The organism is Azospirillum sp. TSH64, from assembly GCF_003116035.1.
In the GTDB taxonomy this organism is placed as follows: Bacteria; Pseudomonadota; Alphaproteobacteria; order Azospirillales; family Azospirillaceae; genus Azospirillum.
Genome location: NZ_LGQW01000015.1, coordinates 7,405,525 through 7,420,643, shown reverse-complemented (window position 1 = coordinate 7,420,643; position 15,119 = coordinate 7,405,525). Strand labels below are relative to the sequence as shown.

The following is a 15,119-nucleotide window of genomic DNA, read 5'->3' as shown; positions in this document are numbered from 1 at the left end:
GGTAAGGCGGGCGGGGGTGGCGGCGGCCGGCGTCGCCGTCCTGGTCGGGACGGCGCTGCTGCTCGACCGGCTGTTCCCGCCGCCGCTGGACCGGCTGGCCGACCTGTCGGTGACGGTCACCGACCGCAAGGGCCAGCCGCTGCGCATCTTCACCAACGGGGCCGGCGCGTGGCGGCTGCCGGCGACGGTGGACGATGTCTCGCCGCTGTTCGTCGAGCTGCTGCTGGCCTATGAGGACCGGCGGTTCGAGAACCATGCCGGCGTCGATCCGCTGGCGGTGCTGCGCGCGGCGGGGCAGAATCTGGGGGCGGGGCGGGTGGTCTCCGGCGCCTCCACCATCACCATGCAGGTCGCCCGCCTGCTGGAGCCGCGGCCACGGACCTTCAGCGCCAAGCTGATCGAGGCGGCGCGGGCGGCCCAGCTGGAATGGCGCTACGGCAAGCGCGACATCCTCGGCATGTATCTGACGCTCGCCCCCTATGGCGGCAACATCGAGGGCATCCGCGCCGCCTCTCTGATGCTGTTGGGCAAGGCGCCGATTGAACTGGACGCGGCGGAGGCGGCGCTGCTGGTCTCGCTGCCGCAATCGCCCTCCCACCTGCGCCCCGACCGCTATCCGGAGCGGGCGCGGGCGGCGCGCGACAAGGTGCTGGACCGGGTGGCGGAGGCGGGCGCGCTGCCGCCCAAGGCGGTGGCGGAGGCCAAGACCCTGCCGGTGCCCTCGGCCCGGCTGCCGCTGCCGGCATCATCCCCGCATCTGGCCGACCGGCTGCGCAGCGCCAATCCCGGACGGGCGCAGATCGCCACCACCATCGACGGCACCCTGCAACAGGCGGTCGAGGCGCTGGGCCGGAAGACGGCGGAAACGCTGAACCCGCAGGCCGGGCTGGCGGTGCTGGTGGTGGACAACCGCGACCGCTCCGTCCTCGCCTATCTCGGCAGCCCCAACGCGCTGGACGAGACGCGGCAGGGCCCCATCGACATGGTGCGGGCGGTGCGCTCGCCCGGATCGGCGTTAAAGCCCTTCATCTATGGGCTGGGCTTCGACGACGGCATCATCCACCCGCTGACCCAGATCGCCGACGTCTCCACCCGCTTCGGCGACTGGGCGCCGCGCAATTTCGACCGCAGCTTCACTGGCGACCTGACGGTGATGGAGGCGTTGCAGCGCTCGCTGAACGTGCCGGCGGTGCTGGTGCTGGACCGCGTCGGGCCGCTGCGCTTCGCCGAGGCGTTGCGCAAGGCCGGTGCCCGGCTGGTGCTGCCGGGCGGCACGACGCTGCCGGGGCTGCCGGTGGCGCTGGGCGGGGCGTCGATCAGCCTGTGGGACATGACCATGCTTTACAGCGGGCTGGCGCGCGACGGGCTGGTGGCGCCGCTGCGCGCCAGGCTGGACGAACCCGGCGGGGCGGAGCAGCGGCTGCTGTCGGCCACCGCGGCGCAGCAGGTCCGTGCCATCCTGGAAGGCTCGCCGCCGCCGCCGGGGGTGGTGCAGGCGCAGGAGCTGCGCGGCAGCGGGCCGGTGGCGCTGAAGACCGGTACCAGCTACGGCTTCCGCGACGCCTGGGCCTTCGGCGTCACCGGGCGCTACACCGTCGGCGTGTGGGTCGGGCGGCCGGACGGCACGCCCAGCCCTGACCATTACGGCCGCAACACCGCCGCTCCGCTGCTGTTCGAGGTCTTCGACCGGCTGCCGGCCGAGCGCGGCCGTCCCGCCGGCCCGGTCAGGAACGAGGCGCCGCCGGAGCTGCTGCGCCACCTGCGGCCGGGCGAGGTCGAGCTGGCCGGGCCGCGCCAGACCGACCGGCTGCGCCTGACCTTCCCGGTCAGCGACATGGTGCTGGAGGCGCTGGGCCCTGATGGCAAGGGGGAGCCGATGACCCTGACCGCCAGCGGCGGGCGTCGCCCGCTGTCCTGGCTGATCGACGGACGGCGCATCGCCCAGTCACCGATTGCCCGCGACGTGGTGTGGCGTCCGGACGGGCCGGGGGTGGTGCGGGTCACCGTGCTGGACGCCGACGGCCGCAGCGACAGCGCGACCGTCGAGATTCGTTGAAACCGTTGGAGTGTGATCGGTTCAAGCGGGATCGCTTGAAGCGTGAATCACACGAAGAACCAAAAGCTTAGAGACTGTCTGGTGCTTCAATGAGCACCAGACAGTCTCTAAGACGCGCGGCGCAGTCCGAAGGGGGCGTCGTCGCGCCCGCTCCACACCCGCGTGCGGACGCGCATCTGCTTCTGGCAATCCGCCGAGCAATAGAGCGGTGCCGGCCCCCGCGTGGACGGACGGACGAAGGGACGGCCGCAGCAGGCGCAATGCAGCGGACGGGTCGCGGTGTGCAGAAGGGTGGCCGAACGGGCGGGGGCGGACATCTCGGGAGTGTTTTCTTGGTTTCGGGTGACGGCCAATATAGGGGCGGTGTGTTGCAGTTCCATGCTCGGGAAAACGCCTAGGACGGAATGGGTAGACGCCCTGTCCGGCGGTCGGAGGCGGTTGACCGGCTCCCACCGAGGGCCTATTTGGAAAGGCTGACAACAAGCGGGAGCGGTGCGGTGCCGATGCGCGTCGCCGACTGGATGCGGAGGCTGAGCGGGGTCGCGGGGGCGCTTGTCCTCGTGATTCTCGGCCTGCTGCTGTGGTCGGGGGATGCCGCCGCTGCCTGTCCGCATGATGCGCCGGCCGCCATGGCGGTGCACGGCGTGCCGCACGCGGCCGCCATGGATGGAATGGACCATGGCCGCCCCGCGCCGGGCCGGACGCATCACGCGACCCAGCCTTGCTGCGCCGGCATGGCCTGTGCGCCCATGGTCGTCGGTTTGCCAAGCGCCGGTCTGACGACCCCGGTCGGCTCCACCGGGCTGCGCTTGCGGTGGACGACCGGACTGTTGCGTGAAGGGCTTGGGGTGCGGCCCGACCTGCCGCCGCCGCGGCTGGGATGATGCCGGCGCGCCGCCGGGCTTCCGCGGCGCCTTTCCTTATCCCCTTTTCATCCGATTCTTCGGAGTCCGTCATGACTCTCGCGCTTTCGCGCCGCCGTCTGCTGTCGACGGCGGTCGCCGGCGGCTGTGCCGCCTTGCTTCCCGCCTTTCCGCGTTCCGTCTTTGCCGCCAGTCCGGTGGAGGATGCCGTCCGGCTGACCGTCGACCGCCGCACGCTCGACGTGAACGGCAAGGCGGCCGGCGTGTTCGGCATCCGCCAGCCCGACGGCACCCATGGGCTGACCCTCGATCCCGGCCGGCGCTTCGTCGTCGATCTCGCCAACCGGGCGGGCGAGGATGCGGTCATCCACTGGCACGGCCAGACGCCGCCCTATGTCCAGGACGGTGTCGTCGACAACAACCGTCCGGCGATCCGCAACGGCGAGTCGGTCCGCTACGACTTCGCGCCCCGCACCGGCACCCATTGGATGCACTCCCATCACGGGATGCAGGAACAGCTGCTGATGGCGGCCCCGCTGGTGGTCCGCAGCGCCGAGGATCTGCGCGCCGACGAGCAGGAGGTGACACTCCTGCTGCACGACTTCACCTTCCGCGACCCGACGGAGCTGTTGGCCTCCCTGGGTGCGCCGGCCGGCGGAACGGCCCATGGCGGGCACGGCCAGATGGATCACGGTGCCATGAGCACTGGCGCCATGAATCACGGCGTGATGAACCACGGCTCGATGGATCACGGACAGGCGGAACATGGTTCGGCGCATGGCTCTGGGCATGGCATGAGCGGTATGTCCGGCGGCATGGCGATGGACCTGAACGACGTCGAGTACGACGCCTACCTCGCCAACGACCGCACGCTCGCCGACCCCGAATTGGTCCGGGTGGAACGGGGCGGACGGGTGCGGCTGCGCATCATCAACGGCGCCACCTCGACCGCCTTCCATCTCGACCTCGGGCGGCTGACCGGGCAGGTGATCGCCGCCGACGGCAACCCGGTGCAGCCGGTTGCCGGCAGCCGCTTCGCCATGAGCATGGGCCAGCGGCTGGACATCCGCCTGACCGTGCCGGCCGAGGGCGGCGCCTTCCCGATCCTGGCTCTGCGCGAAGGGGCGGTGCAGCGCACCGGCATCATCCTCGCCACCCCCGGCGCTGCGGTGGAGAAGGTCGCGGCGGCCGGGGAGACGCAGACCGATCCGCTCGACCTGTCTTTGGAAAAGCAGTTGGTCGCCGTCATGCCGCTGGCGGCGCGTACCGCCGACCTGACGCGGCGGATGCAGTTGACCGGCTCGATGGCGCCCTATGTCTGGAGCCTGGACGGTCTGACCTTCGGGGCGCACCGGCCGCTGACGGTCCGCCAGGGCCAGCGGGTGGAGCTGACCTTCGAGAATGCGTCGATGATGGCGCATCCCATGCACCTGCACGGCCATCATTTCCAGGTGGTGGCCATCGACGGCCGGCCGGTGGCCGGGGCGGTGCGCGACACCGTCCTGGTGCCGATGATGGGCAGCGTCACCGTCGCCTTCGACGCCGACAACCCCGGCCGCTGGCCGCTGCATTGCCACAACCTGCTGCACATGGCGACGGGGATGATGACGGAGGTGGTCTACGAGGGGGTGGGGTGAGGACGCCCCCAGTCCCTCAGTAATGCGGCGGCGGCCGGTCGTCCTGCGGGGAGGCGATGGCGTATTCCGCCGCCTCCACCCGGTCGCGCATGCGCCTCATCTGGGCGGTCAGGCGGTCGATAGTCTGGCCCTGGGCGAAGATGACCTCCGACATCTCCTCCGCCATGCGCTCGTGATGCGCGAGGCGGCTTTCCAGATCGGCGAGGCGTTGTTCGAGGGCAGGATCCATAGGGCACCGATGACAGGAAGGAAAATCGGGGAACGGGCCGCAAGATGGACCATTCCCCGCTCCGGGTCGAGGTGCCTTTCCGCTCACGCCATGGCGGTGGTGCCGGCCAGCCAGCCGGACAGGCCGGTCAGCACCAGCACGGTCAGGCTGGCCAGCCGCAGGGTCAGCGGCGCCATCGCCAGCCCGCCCATCAGCTTGTCGTTGCGCAGCAGCACCAGCATCGGGATCAGGATGAAGGGCAGGGTCAGGGCCAGCACCACCTGACTCAGCACCAGCAAGCCATCCACCGCCCCGTCCCCGGCGCTGCCCAGCACTGCCAATGCCGGGATCAGCGAGGCGCCGCGGGTGATCAGCGCACGGGTGACCGGGCGCAGCCGCAGGTTCAGGAAGCCCTCCGTCACCATCTGCCCGGCCATGGTTCCGGTGGTGGTGGAGCTTTGGCCGGCGGCCAGCAGGGCGATGGCGAAGACCAGGGCGGCGACGCCGCCGATGCTGCTGCCCAGCAGGGCGTGGGCGTCCTCGATGCCGGGGGAGGTACCGGCAGCCGCTCCCTGGAAGGCCACGGCGGCGACCGCCAGGATGGCGCCGTTGACCAGACCGGCCAGCGCCAGCGCGGTCGACAGGTCGATGGTCAGCCAGCGAGCGGCCTGCCGCCGCTCCTCCTCCGTCTTGACCTCGGCCAGCCGGGCCTGCACCAGACCGGAATGCAGGAACAGATTGTGCGGCATGACGGTGGCGCCGATGATGCCCAGCGACAGGTACAGCATCTCGGGATTGCGGGCCAATTCGACGCTTGGCACCAGACCGGCCAGCAGGGCGCCGGGGTCGGGGCGGGCAATCGCCAACTCCCAGGCGAAGCAGACGACGACCACGCTCATCAGCGCGCCGACCACCAGTTCGGGCGCACGGCCGCGGGCGCCGGGCAGGGCCAGGATGCCGAAGGTCAGCACGGCGGAGATCACCACCCCGGCCATGATCGGGATGCCGAACAGCAGCTTCAGCGCGATGGCGCTGCCCAGCAGCTCGGCCAGATCGGTGGCGATCATCGCCAGCTCCGAGACCGCCCAGACCAGCATCGCCACCGGCCGCGGGAAACGCTGGCGGATCAGCCGGGCCAGATCGGTGCCGGTCGCCAGCGTCAGCCGGACGATCAGCCCCTGCAGGAAGATGCCGGCCAGACTGGCGATCAGCACCGCCGACAGCAGGGCGAAGCCGAAGCTGGAGCCCGCCGCGATGTCCGTTGCCCAGTTGCCCGGATCCATATAGCCGACCGCCACCACGAAGCCGGGGCCGAGCATGGTCCAGAACCGGCGTCCCACCGCGGGGGAGCGGGCGGGGACGGTGTCGGCGATGGTGGGGGATGCGGTCTTCACGCCGGTTGCTCCTGAACGGGACGGCCAGAGGTTTGGCCACCGATGCAACAATGGCAGGGCCTTTCGATAGCGTCCAATCGACGTTTTCTAACGTGGCGATAGGCGCTTGCTATCGATGTGGTGACCGAGCCAAGTCTGGTCCAGGTCAGAACAGCAGGGCGTCCCCTTCGTTCGCAGTGCAGCAGTGCCATGCGGGCGAATTTCGCCGGGAACCAACCCCCCTTCGTCAATCTCCCCTTCAGCGGCGGTGCGGCCCGAAGCGCTTGCGCGGGGCGCCGCGGAAGCCGGCGGCCGGCGGCGGCTCGCGGCGGCGGGCGCGGGAGGCCAGCGCTTCGGACAGGCGCTGGCCGATGGCGTCGCGGGCGCTGCGCACCCGGTCGCGGTCGGGCAGGGCGTCCGGGAACTTGCGCGACGCCCAGAAATAGAGGTCGCAGGCGCGCGATGCCGCCTCCAGCACGTCGGCGGCCAGCCCGTCGAGCCGCGCCGGGATCAGCCGGCCGAGCGGCAGCCTTTCTCCGGCCTCCACCGCGTCGAGGATCGCGGCGAACACCTTGGCATCCTCCGCATCCTCAAGGTCGGCGGGGGCGAGCAGCAGGTCGAGCTTGGCGGCGAGCGCCAGCCGGCGGGCATCCAGCATGGGTGCTGCCCGGCGCAGCGCCGACAGGTCGGCCAGCCGGAAGGGGGAGCCGGATGTCGCGGCACTGCCGAAGCACTCCACCAGCAGCCGGGTCTCGTCGCTGTCGATGTGGCTGGCGAGACGGGCCAGCATGGCGCGGGTCGGGCGGACGGGCAGGGGGGCGTCGGCGCGCAGGCGGCGGTCGGGCGCCTCCAGCAGGCGTTTCAGCGTGGCGGGGGTGCCGCGGGCGATGACGCCGAAATGCCCTTCCTCGAACTGTCCGAAACGGCCGGCGCGGCCGGCGATCTGCTTCACCTCGGTGGCACTCAGCGGGCGGACGCCGCTGCCGTCGAACTTTTCCAGGGCGGTGAACAACACGCGGCGGCAGGGCAGGTTCAGCCCCATGCCGATGGCGTCGGTCGCCACCACCACATCGGCCTCGCCGGACAGGAAACGCGCCGCCTCGCGCCGCCGCACCGCCGGGGCCAGCGCACCGTAGATGGCGGCGACCGACAGTCCCTGGGCCAGCAGCGTGTCGCGGACGCTGTGCACCTCGCGGCGGGAGAAGGCGATCAGCGCGTCGCCGCGCTCCACCTCCGCCCACTCCAGCCGGCGGTCCAGCATCGACAGCGGGGTCTTGCGCTCAAGCTCCACCACCTCCAGCGGCTCACCGAGATGGGCGGCGGCGCGCTCCACCAGCGGCCGGACCTCCGGCGCGCCGAGGATGTAGACGGTCTCCGCCGGGACGCCCATCAGGGCGGCGGTCCAGGCCCAGCCGCGCGCCGGGTCGGCCAGCATCTGGATCTCGTCGATCACCGCGACCTCGACGGGGCGGTCGGGGTCCATCACCTCGATGGTGGAGGCGGTGTGGCGGGCGCCGGGGGTGCGGATTTCCTCCTCGCCGGTGATCAGCGTTGTTGGGGTGCCTTCGCCGTTCAGCCGCTCCATCACCTCCAGCGCCAGCAGGCGCAGCGGCGCCAGATAGACGCCGTCGCGCGCTTCGCGCAGCGCGGTGATGGCACGGTGGGTCTTGCCCGAGTTGGTCGGGCCGATCACCAGCACCAGACGGCGGTTCATGCCGCGCGCCACCGGGAACAGCCGTTCGAAGCGCGAGAAGTCGAAATGGCGGTCGACATAGAGCCGGCCGCGCCCCTCCGCCCGGTCGCGGCGCCACTGGTCGTATTCGCGGTCCCAGCGGTCGAGCAACTCGTCGGCGTCGCTGCGGTTGCGGGCGGCCTTGCCCAGCCGGTCGGCGAGGCTGGCGAAGCCCCAATCCGGGTCGTCGCCGGCCCGCTCGGCCAGATCGCGCAGCCGGGCGGCGATGCGGGACAGGGCGTCGTCCAGTGCTGCGCGCAGGGCCGGGTCATGGTCCAGCCGGGCCGACAGCTCCCCATCGGACAGGTCCGACAGCTCCAGCGCGTCGAAGGTCCGGGAAACCTGCAAGCGGATCGCCGGGGACAGGCCGGGCCAGGGCAGCTCGTCGCTGCGCACAGCGCGGACGCGGGTGCGGTCCTCGCAGGACAGCAGGGCGGTGTGGCCGCCGGCCAGCGCCCGGCGGCCCTGGGCAAGCAGCGCGTCGCGGCGGTGGGCGCGGTCGATGCGTCCGGCGATCTCCATCAGGATGGCCGCGCGCCGCTCCGCCGGCACCAGCAGGTCGCGCTTGCCCTTCGGCAGCGGCAGGCCGAGCGCCACCAGCCCGCGCGCCTCGGCGTCGGTCATCCGCAGCAGGCCGGCCGCCCCCAGCGTCGTCACCTCCGGATGGGCGACGGCGAGGTCATGGACCAGATGCGGGTCGGCGGTGGTTGTGGCGGCCGGCGTGCCGATGTCGTCGCTCATATCGTCTGTCATGGCACCTGTCCGGACGCGATGTGGTGCAGCACGATGCCGCTGGTGGTCGCCACGTTGAGGGAATCGAAGTCGCCGGCCATCGGGATGCGCACGCTGCGGGCGCGGGCCAGCAGGGCGGGCGGCAGGCCCGGCCCTTCAGAGCCGAACAGCAGGGCGGCACGGCGCGGCGGCGTCAGGGCGGCCAGCGTCTCGGCACCGGCGGGGCTGAGCGCCACCGCCTCGAAGCCGAAGCGGTCGAGCAGGGCGAGCGGATCCTCGTCCGCGGCGAGCTTGGCCGTCGGCACCAGCAGGGTCGCCCCCACCGAAACGCGGATCGCCTTGCGGTAGAGCGGGTCGCAGCAGCCGGGATCGAGGATCACCGCATCGGCGCCGAAGGCGGCGGCGTTGCGGAAGATGCCGCCCATATTGTCGTGGTTGCCGATGCCGAACAGCATGACGACACGGGAAATCGGCCCGCAGGCACCCAGCAGGTCGGCGACGCTCGGGACACCGGTCTTTTCCCCCACCGCCAGGATGCCGCGATGCAGGGGGAAGCCGGCGATGCGGTCCAGCACGGGCTGGGTGGCGGTATAGACCGGCGTTTCGGGCGAAAGGGCCGCCAGCATCGGCGCCAGCGCCTCCAGCCGCTTTTCGGCGATCAGCAGCGAGCGGGCCCGGTAGCGGGTGGATTGCACGAGGCTGCGCACCACCACCGCCCCTTCGGCGATGAACAGCCCGTCACGGCCGACGAGATCGCGCTCGCGGACATCGCGGTAAGGCTCGATGCGCGGGTCTTCGGGGTCGGTGATCGGGATGACCTGATAGGGCGGGGTGGGCAAGGGGCGGCTCGGCGTCTGGGGTGTCCGCCTACTTAGTGCATGTGGGCGCGGCTTTCCAATGCCGTTCCCTGCCTGCCTCCATGGGCATACCCCCTTGCCGATGCGGAAGTCCCTGCTCATGTTGCGGTGCAGCATAAGCATTTGGAGACGTGCCGGCCATGACGATGATCCGAGAGCTGTGGAACCGTGTGTGCGGCAAGGCGACGCCTGTGCCGCCCGCCTGCCCTGCGGAACCGTTGGAACTGTCGGGGCCGGACCCTCTTCTGGCCCTGCCGCCGCCCAGGCCAACGCTGGCGCTGGCCTTGCAGGGCGGCGGTGCGCATGGCGCCTTCACTTGGGGCGTGCTCGACCGGCTGCTGGAGGAGGACATCCGGCTGGTCGGGGTCAGCGGGGCCAGCGCCGGGGCGATGAACGCCGCCATGCTGGCCCAGGGCTGGGCACGGGGCGGGTGTATCGGGGCGCGGGCCGAGCTGGCGACTTTCTGGGAGCGGGTCAGCGCCGCCGGGCGGCTGGGGCCGATCCGGCCGAGCGTGACCGACCGGCTGCTCGGCCGCTGGAATGTCGATCACGCGCCGGGAACCCATATGGTCGATTGGGCACGGCGCTGGGTCAGCCCCTATCGGACCCAATCGGCGGATTTCCACCCGCTGCGCGGCCTGCTGGCCGAGATGGTCGAACCGGAGCTGATCCGGCGGAGCGGGCTGCGGCTGTTCGTCAGCGCCACCACTGTGCGGACCGGAGCCCTGCGGCTGTTCGACGAGACGGAGCTGGAGGTCGATCACCTGCTGGCCTCGGCCTGCCTGCCCAGCCTGTTCCGCGCGGTGCGGATCGACGGCCAGGATTATTGGGATGGCGGCTATCTCGCCAACCCGCCGCTGTCGCCGCTGGCGGCGGCCTGTCCCGGCGCAGACCTGCTGGTGGTGACGATCAACCCCTTCACCTGCGCCACCACGCCGGAGGATCCGGCCGGCATCGCCGCCCGCCTCAACCAGATCACCTTCAACGCCGCCCTGTTGCAGGAGATGCGCTGCCTGTCCGCCCGCGGCGACGCCCCGCGCCTGCACATGATCGGCGCCGACGAGCATCTCCAGGATCTGGGGCTCTATTCAAAGCTGATGACCGACTGGAGCTTCCTCAACTGGCTGCGCGACGCCGGGCGCGAGGCGGCGGGGCGCTGGGTCGAGGAGAACATGCGGGCCGTCGGCGTTGGCAGCTCGGTGCGGACCCCGGCCCTGGCCTGACCCTCACTCTGCCGGATGCTGTTGGGCGTCTGGATCGCTGTGGGCGAACCAGCGCTTCATCCGGCGCGACAGCCCGTCGAGATAGGTCAGCGCCACCGGCACCACCAGCAGCGTCAGGATGGTGGAGGACAACAACCCGCCGATCACCGCATGGGCCATCGGCGCGCGCTGCTGCGCGCCCTCGCCGATGCCGAGCGCCAGCGGCAGCATGCCGAAGATCATCGCGGCGGTGGTCATCACGATGGGGCGCAGGCGGATGATGCCGGCCTCCACCAGCGCGTCGTGCAGGCCGGCGCCGCGCTTGCGCGCCTGATTGGCGAAATCGACCAGCAGGATGGCGTTCTTGGTCACCAGCCCCATCAGCATGATGAAGCCGATGGCGCTGAAGATGTTCAGCGTCGATCCCGCCGCCAGCAGCCCCAGGAAGACGCCGACCAGCGACAGCGGCAGCGAGGCCATGATGGCGAGCGGTTGCAGGAAGCTGCCGAACTGCGAGGCGAGGATCAGGTAAATCAGGATGACGGCGAGCGCCAGGGCCTGCATGGCATAGCCGCTGGTCTCGGCGATGTCCTTGGTCGAGCCGCCGAAGACGATGCGGTAGCCGGGCGGCAGCTCGATCTTCGCCAGCGCCGCCTGGAGGTCGCGGCCGGCATCGCCGGCGGCGCGGCCCTGGACGTTGGCCTGGACATTCACCTCGCGCTGCAAATCGCGCCGGTTGATTTGCGAGGCGCCGAGCGTCGTCACCACCTCCGCCACCTGGGACAGCGGGATCATGCGCGGCGTGCCGTTGGCATCGACCCCGCCGGAGAAATAAATGCGGTCGAGGTCGGCGCGGCCGGCGCGGTCGCCTTCGGGCAGGCGGACCAGCACGTCGTAGCTCTCGCCGTCCGGCGCCTTCCAACTCGACACCGTGTCGCCGGCGAACAGCGGGCGCAGCGTGTCGGCCACCTTGGCGGTGCCGATGCCAAGGTCGCTGGCGAGGTCGCGCTCCAGTCGGACCGCCAGCGTCGGCTTGGCCGCCTTCAGCGTGCTGTCGACATCGACGAAGCCGGGGATGGCGCGCATGGCGCCGATCACGGTCTGCGACAGCCGGTCCAGCTCGGCGATGTCGCGGCCCTGGACCGAAACCTGGATCTGCTTCTGCACGCCGCCGACGCCGGGGATGGCGATGCCGATGGTGACGCCGGGGATCGCCGACAGACGTTGCCGCAGCAGCGGGGCCAGGTCGTTGGGCGAGCGCTTGCGCTGGTCGATGGGGGTGTAGCGCAGATAGATGCTGCCGCGGTTGTGGCCGATGGAGACCCCGGTGTTGACCGTGCTGTAGGTGTAGGCGATCTCCGGGAACTCGCGGATCGCCGCCTCGACTTGGCGGGTCTTGGCGGTGGTGGTGGCGAGCGACGAGCCGACGGGGGATTCCACCTCGACGATCTGCTCGCCGAGGTCGGCGGCGGGGACGAACTCCACGCCGATGCGCGGCACCAGCAGGAAGCTGCCGAAGAAGATCGCCAGCGCTACGATCACGACAATCCAGCGCCGGCGCAGGCCCCAGCGCAGCAGCCGGCCATAGCCGTGCGAGACACTGTCGAACCCGCGCTCGAACCATGCCGCGAAGCGGCCGAAGATCGAGCGGCCGTGGCGGCCATGGGCGGCCGGGTCGTACCAGATGCTGGACAGCATGGGGTCGAGCGTGAAGGACACGAACAGCGAGATCAGCACCGCCGCCGAGACGGTGATGCCGAATTGCAGGAAGAAGCGGCCGATGATGCCGCCCATGAAGGCGACCGGCAGGAACACCGCGACGATGGTCAGCGTGGTCGCCAGCACCGCCAGCCCGATCTCCGCCGTGCCGTCGAGTGCCGCCTGACGGTGGCCCTGGCCGCGGGCGAGGTGGCGCATGATGTTCTCGCGCACGACGATGGCGTCGTCGATCAGGATGCCGATGGCCAGCGACAGCGCCATCAGCGTCATCATGTTCAGCGTGAAGCCCATGGCGGCCAGCATGCCGAAGGTGCCGAGCACGGCGACCGGCAGGGTCAGCGCGGTGATGACCGTGCTGCGCCAGGACCCCAGGAACACCATGACGATCAGGATGGTCAGGATGCCGCCCTCGACCAGCGTCTCCTGCACGTTGCTGAGCGAATTGGTGATGCCGCGCGAGCTGTCGCGCACCACCGCCAGCGTCACGTCCGCCGGCAGCGAGCCGTTGGTCCGCAGATCCTGGATCGCCGCATGCAGGCCGCGGGCGACCTCCACCGTGTTGGCGCCCTGGACCTTCACCACATCGACCGCCAGCGCCGGGTTGCCGTTCAGCAGCGCGGCGGAATCCTGTTCCTCCTGCCCGTCGATCACCTCGGCGACCTGGGAGAGGCGCACCGGGCTGTTGCCGCGCCGCGCGACGATCAGGTCCAGCAGGTCGCGCGGGTTGCGCACGCGCCCCTCCACCTGCACCACCCGCTCCCGTCCCTGGCCGGAGACGGTGCCGGCGGGCACGTCCTGGTTCTCGCTGGTGACGGTGGCGATCACCTCGTCGACGCCGACGTTGAGTGCTTCCAGCTTTTCCGGCTTCAGGCGGATCAGGATCTGCCGCTTGACCCCGCCGGCGATGGTGGCCTTGCCGACGCCGCGGACATTCTGCAAGCGCTTCAGGATGATCTGGTCGGTCAGCGTGGTGAGGTCGCGCAAGGACCGCAGGTCGGAGGTGACGGCGATGGACAGGATCGGCTGGTCGTCCGGGTTGAAGCGGGTGATCTGCGGATCCTTCACCTCGTCGCGGAAGCTGGCGCGGATGGCCGAGACCTTCTCGCGCACGTCCTGCAACGCCTGGACCGACGAGGTCTTCAGGTCGAACTCGGCGATCACCACCGACTGCCCCTCGTAGGAGCGCGAAGTCAGCGTCTTGATGCCGGCGATGGTGTTGATCGCATCCTCGACGGGCCGTGTGATGTCGGTCTCCACCGTCTCCGGGCTGGCGCCGGGATAGGCGGTGCTGACCACCACCACCGGGAAATCGACGTCGGGAAACAGGTCGACGCCCAGCCGGTTGTAGGAGAAGAGGCCGAGCACCATCAGCGCCACCATCATCATGGTGGCGAAGACCGGGTTGTCGACGCTGATGCGGGTGATCGGCATGGCTGCTGGTCCGTCCGGGTCAGGTGCCGGTGATCGAGACGCTGCGTCCGGCGGTCAGGCCGGGCAGGTTGCCGGTGACGACGCGCTCGCCCGGCGCCAGGCCGTCCACCTGCACCAGATCGCCGCGCGCCCACAGCGCCACCCGCGTGACCGGGCGGCGCACGGTGCGGCCGTCCGCAATCGCCAGGACGAACTCGCCCTGCTCGTCGTGGCGGATGGCGACCGGCGGCACGGCGATGGCGCCCGCCGCCTGCGCCACCAGAACCTCGCCGCTGGCGAACATGCCGCCGCGTAGCGCGCCGTCGCGATTGTCGATGGTCACATAGACCGGGATGGCGCGCGATCCCGCCCGCGCCATCGGGTTGATGCGGGCGACGCTGCCGGCGAACTCCCGTTCGCCGAAACCCTCCACCCGCAGGCTGGCGGTCTGGCCGACGGCGAGCCGGGCCACCTGCTCCGCCGGGACGGTCGCCTCGACCTCGACCCGCGACAGGTCGACCACGGTGAACATGGCGGCATTCACCGCCAGGTTTTCCCCGGGATTGACGGTGCGGGTGGCGACTATGCCGTCGATGGGGCTGAGCACCACCGCGTCGCGCAGGGCCTTGCGCGCCAGCTCCACCTGCGCCGCCAGCGCATCGACCTGCGCGCGCTGGAAACCGAAGCTGCTTTCGGCCTGATCCAGGCTGGTGTCCGAGACGATGTTGCTGCGGTTCAGCGTGCGGTTCTTGGTCAGCGTCTTTTCGGCCAGCACCAGCTGGGCCCGCGCGCCCTCCAGGTTGGCCTGCTTCTCATTGAGGCGGGCGGTCAGCTCCACCGTGTCGAAGCGGGCCAGCATTTCGCCGCGGCGGACCGCCTGCCCCTCGCGCACCGCCACCTCGGCCAGACGGGCGGCGACCTCCGCCTTCACCGCCGACTGTTCCATCGGCGAGACGGAGCCGCTGAGCCGGACCGTCTCCGCCAGCGCGCGCGGGGCGACGGCCGTGACCTCCAGCGCGGTCAGCTCCACCGGGCGCTCCGCCGCCTGGCCGGCCGGAGTGGGGGAGGGTGGGGCCGGATTGCGGGCGCGCCACAGGGCAATACCGCCGCCTGCCGCAAGAAGAACCAGCAGGATCGCCAGCAGCCGGCCGAAGCGCCGGGGCTTGCGGGGCGGGGCGTCTTCCTGCGGCGGGGACGGCATCTGCGGCTGCGGTGTCTGCTGGGCCGGCGGGAAGGTCCGTTGGGGGGCGGTCATGATCGTCGATCCAGTTCGGCCGAGCCTGTCCGATCGGAACGGCATCGGTTGAGGGGGCGGCCGGCGCCCTCCATT

General features: G+C 71.0%; 11 protein-coding genes. 4 read left to right on the top strand and 7 right to left on the bottom strand.

Annotated features, from left to right (window positions below):
- Positions 1-16 precede the first annotated feature (16 nt).
- Entirely contained in the window at positions 17-2,056 is a 2,040-nt protein-coding gene (gene pbpC / locus TSH64_RS34525; protein ID WP_109452016.1) for a penicillin-binding protein 1C, read from the top strand.
- 107 nt (positions 2,057-2,163) lie between these two features.
- On the opposite strand, the gene TSH64_RS34520 is transcribed toward pbpC, so the two are convergent.
- A complete protein-coding gene (locus TSH64_RS34520) occupies positions 2,164-2,373 on the bottom strand; it encodes a hypothetical protein (RefSeq protein WP_109452014.1) in 210 nt (69 codons plus the stop codon).
- A 186-nt stretch (positions 2,374-2,559) separates the two neighbouring features.
- On the opposite strand from TSH64_RS34520, the gene TSH64_RS34515 reads away from it, so the two are divergent.
- Together TSH64_RS34515 and TSH64_RS34510 are read left to right on the top strand one after the other, a co-directional pair.
- Positions 2,560-2,940, top strand: coding sequence for a hypothetical protein (locus TSH64_RS34515; RefSeq protein ID WP_109452012.1), 381 nt, complete (start codon positions 2,560-2,562; stop codon positions 2,938-2,940).
- Between the two features lie 71 nt (positions 2,941-3,011).
- The gene (locus TSH64_RS34510) at positions 3,012-4,556 is read left to right on the top strand and encodes a multicopper oxidase domain-containing protein (protein WP_109452010.1); all 1,545 of its coding nucleotides are present in this window, start codon (positions 3,012-3,014) and stop codon (positions 4,554-4,556) included.
- A 16-nt stretch (positions 4,557-4,572) separates the two neighbouring features.
- Here the strand turns inward: TSH64_RS34510 and TSH64_RS34505 are convergent, their stop codons facing one another.
- The 4 genes from TSH64_RS34505 to TSH64_RS34490 all read right to left on the bottom strand — a co-directional run bounded on the left by TSH64_RS34505 (position 4,573) and on the right by TSH64_RS34490 (position 9,440).
- The gene (locus TSH64_RS34505; protein ID WP_109452008.1) at positions 4,573-4,785 is read right to left on the bottom strand and encodes a SlyX family protein; all 213 of its coding nucleotides are present in this window, start codon (positions 4,783-4,785) and stop codon (positions 4,573-4,575) included.
- 83 nt (positions 4,786-4,868) lie between these two features.
- Positions 4,869-6,158, bottom strand: a complete 1,290-nt coding sequence (locus TSH64_RS34500; protein WP_109452006.1) for an Nramp family divalent metal transporter — start codon at positions 6,156-6,158, stop codon at positions 4,869-4,871.
- A 238-nt stretch (positions 6,159-6,396) separates the two neighbouring features.
- Positions 6,397-8,622 carry a helicase-related protein gene (locus TSH64_RS34495; RefSeq protein ID WP_247873333.1) on the bottom strand — a complete coding sequence of 742 codons (2,226 nt, stop codon included), beginning with the start codon at positions 8,620-8,622 and terminating at the stop codon, positions 6,397-6,399.
- On the bottom strand, positions 8,619-9,440 hold the full coding sequence (locus tag TSH64_RS34490; RefSeq protein WP_109452000.1) for an RNA methyltransferase: 822 nt from the start codon (positions 9,438-9,440) through the stop codon (positions 8,619-8,621). Before TSH64_RS34490 ends, TSH64_RS34495 begins: the two co-directional genes overlap by 4 nt.
- Positions 9,441-9,598: 158 nt before the next feature.
- On the opposite strand from TSH64_RS34490, the gene TSH64_RS34485 reads away from it, so the two are divergent.
- A complete protein-coding gene (locus TSH64_RS34485; protein ID WP_109451998.1) occupies positions 9,599-10,681 on the top strand; it encodes a patatin-like phospholipase family protein in 1,083 nt (360 codons plus the stop codon).
- A gap of 3 nt (positions 10,682-10,684) precedes the next feature.
- Here TSH64_RS34485 and TSH64_RS34480 read toward each other — a convergent pair whose 3' ends face one another.
- Together TSH64_RS34480 and TSH64_RS34475 are read right to left on the bottom strand one after the other, a co-directional pair.
- Entirely contained in the window at positions 10,685-13,810 is a 3,126-nt protein-coding gene (locus tag TSH64_RS34480) for an efflux RND transporter permease subunit (protein WP_109451996.1), read from the bottom strand.
- Between the two features lie 19 nt (positions 13,811-13,829).
- A complete protein-coding gene (locus TSH64_RS34475) occupies positions 13,830-15,044 on the bottom strand; it encodes an efflux RND transporter periplasmic adaptor subunit (RefSeq protein WP_109451994.1) in 1,215 nt (404 codons plus the stop codon).
- Positions 15,045-15,119 lie beyond the last annotated feature (75 nt).

Coding starts and splice junctions, on each gene's coding strand:
- TSH64_RS34520 (WP_109452014.1), bottom strand. CDS start 2,373: ATGTCCGCCCCCGCCCGTTCGGCCACCCTTCTGCACACCGCGACCCGT.
- TSH64_RS34515 (WP_109452012.1), top strand. CDS start 2,560: ATGCGCGTCGCCGACTGGATGCGGAGGCTGAGCGGGGTCGCGGGGGCG.
- TSH64_RS34510 (WP_109452010.1), top strand. CDS start 3,012: ATGACTCTCGCGCTTTCGCGCCGCCGTCTGCTGTCGACGGCGGTCGCC.
- TSH64_RS34505 (WP_109452008.1), bottom strand. CDS start 4,785: ATGGATCCTGCCCTCGAACAACGCCTCGCCGATCTGGAAAGCCGCCTC.
- TSH64_RS34495 (WP_247873333.1), bottom strand. CDS start 8,622: ATGACAGACGATATGAGCGACGACATCGGCACGCCGGCCGCCACAACC.
- TSH64_RS34485 (WP_109451998.1), top strand. CDS start 9,599: ATGACGATGATCCGAGAGCTGTGGAACCGTGTGTGCGGCAAGGCGACG.
- TSH64_RS34480 (WP_109451996.1), bottom strand. CDS start 13,810: ATGCCGATCACCCGCATCAGCGTCGACAACCCGGTCTTCGCCACCATG.
- TSH64_RS34475 (WP_109451994.1), bottom strand. CDS start 15,044: ATGACCGCCCCCCAACGGACCTTCCCGCCGGCCCAGCAGACACCGCAG.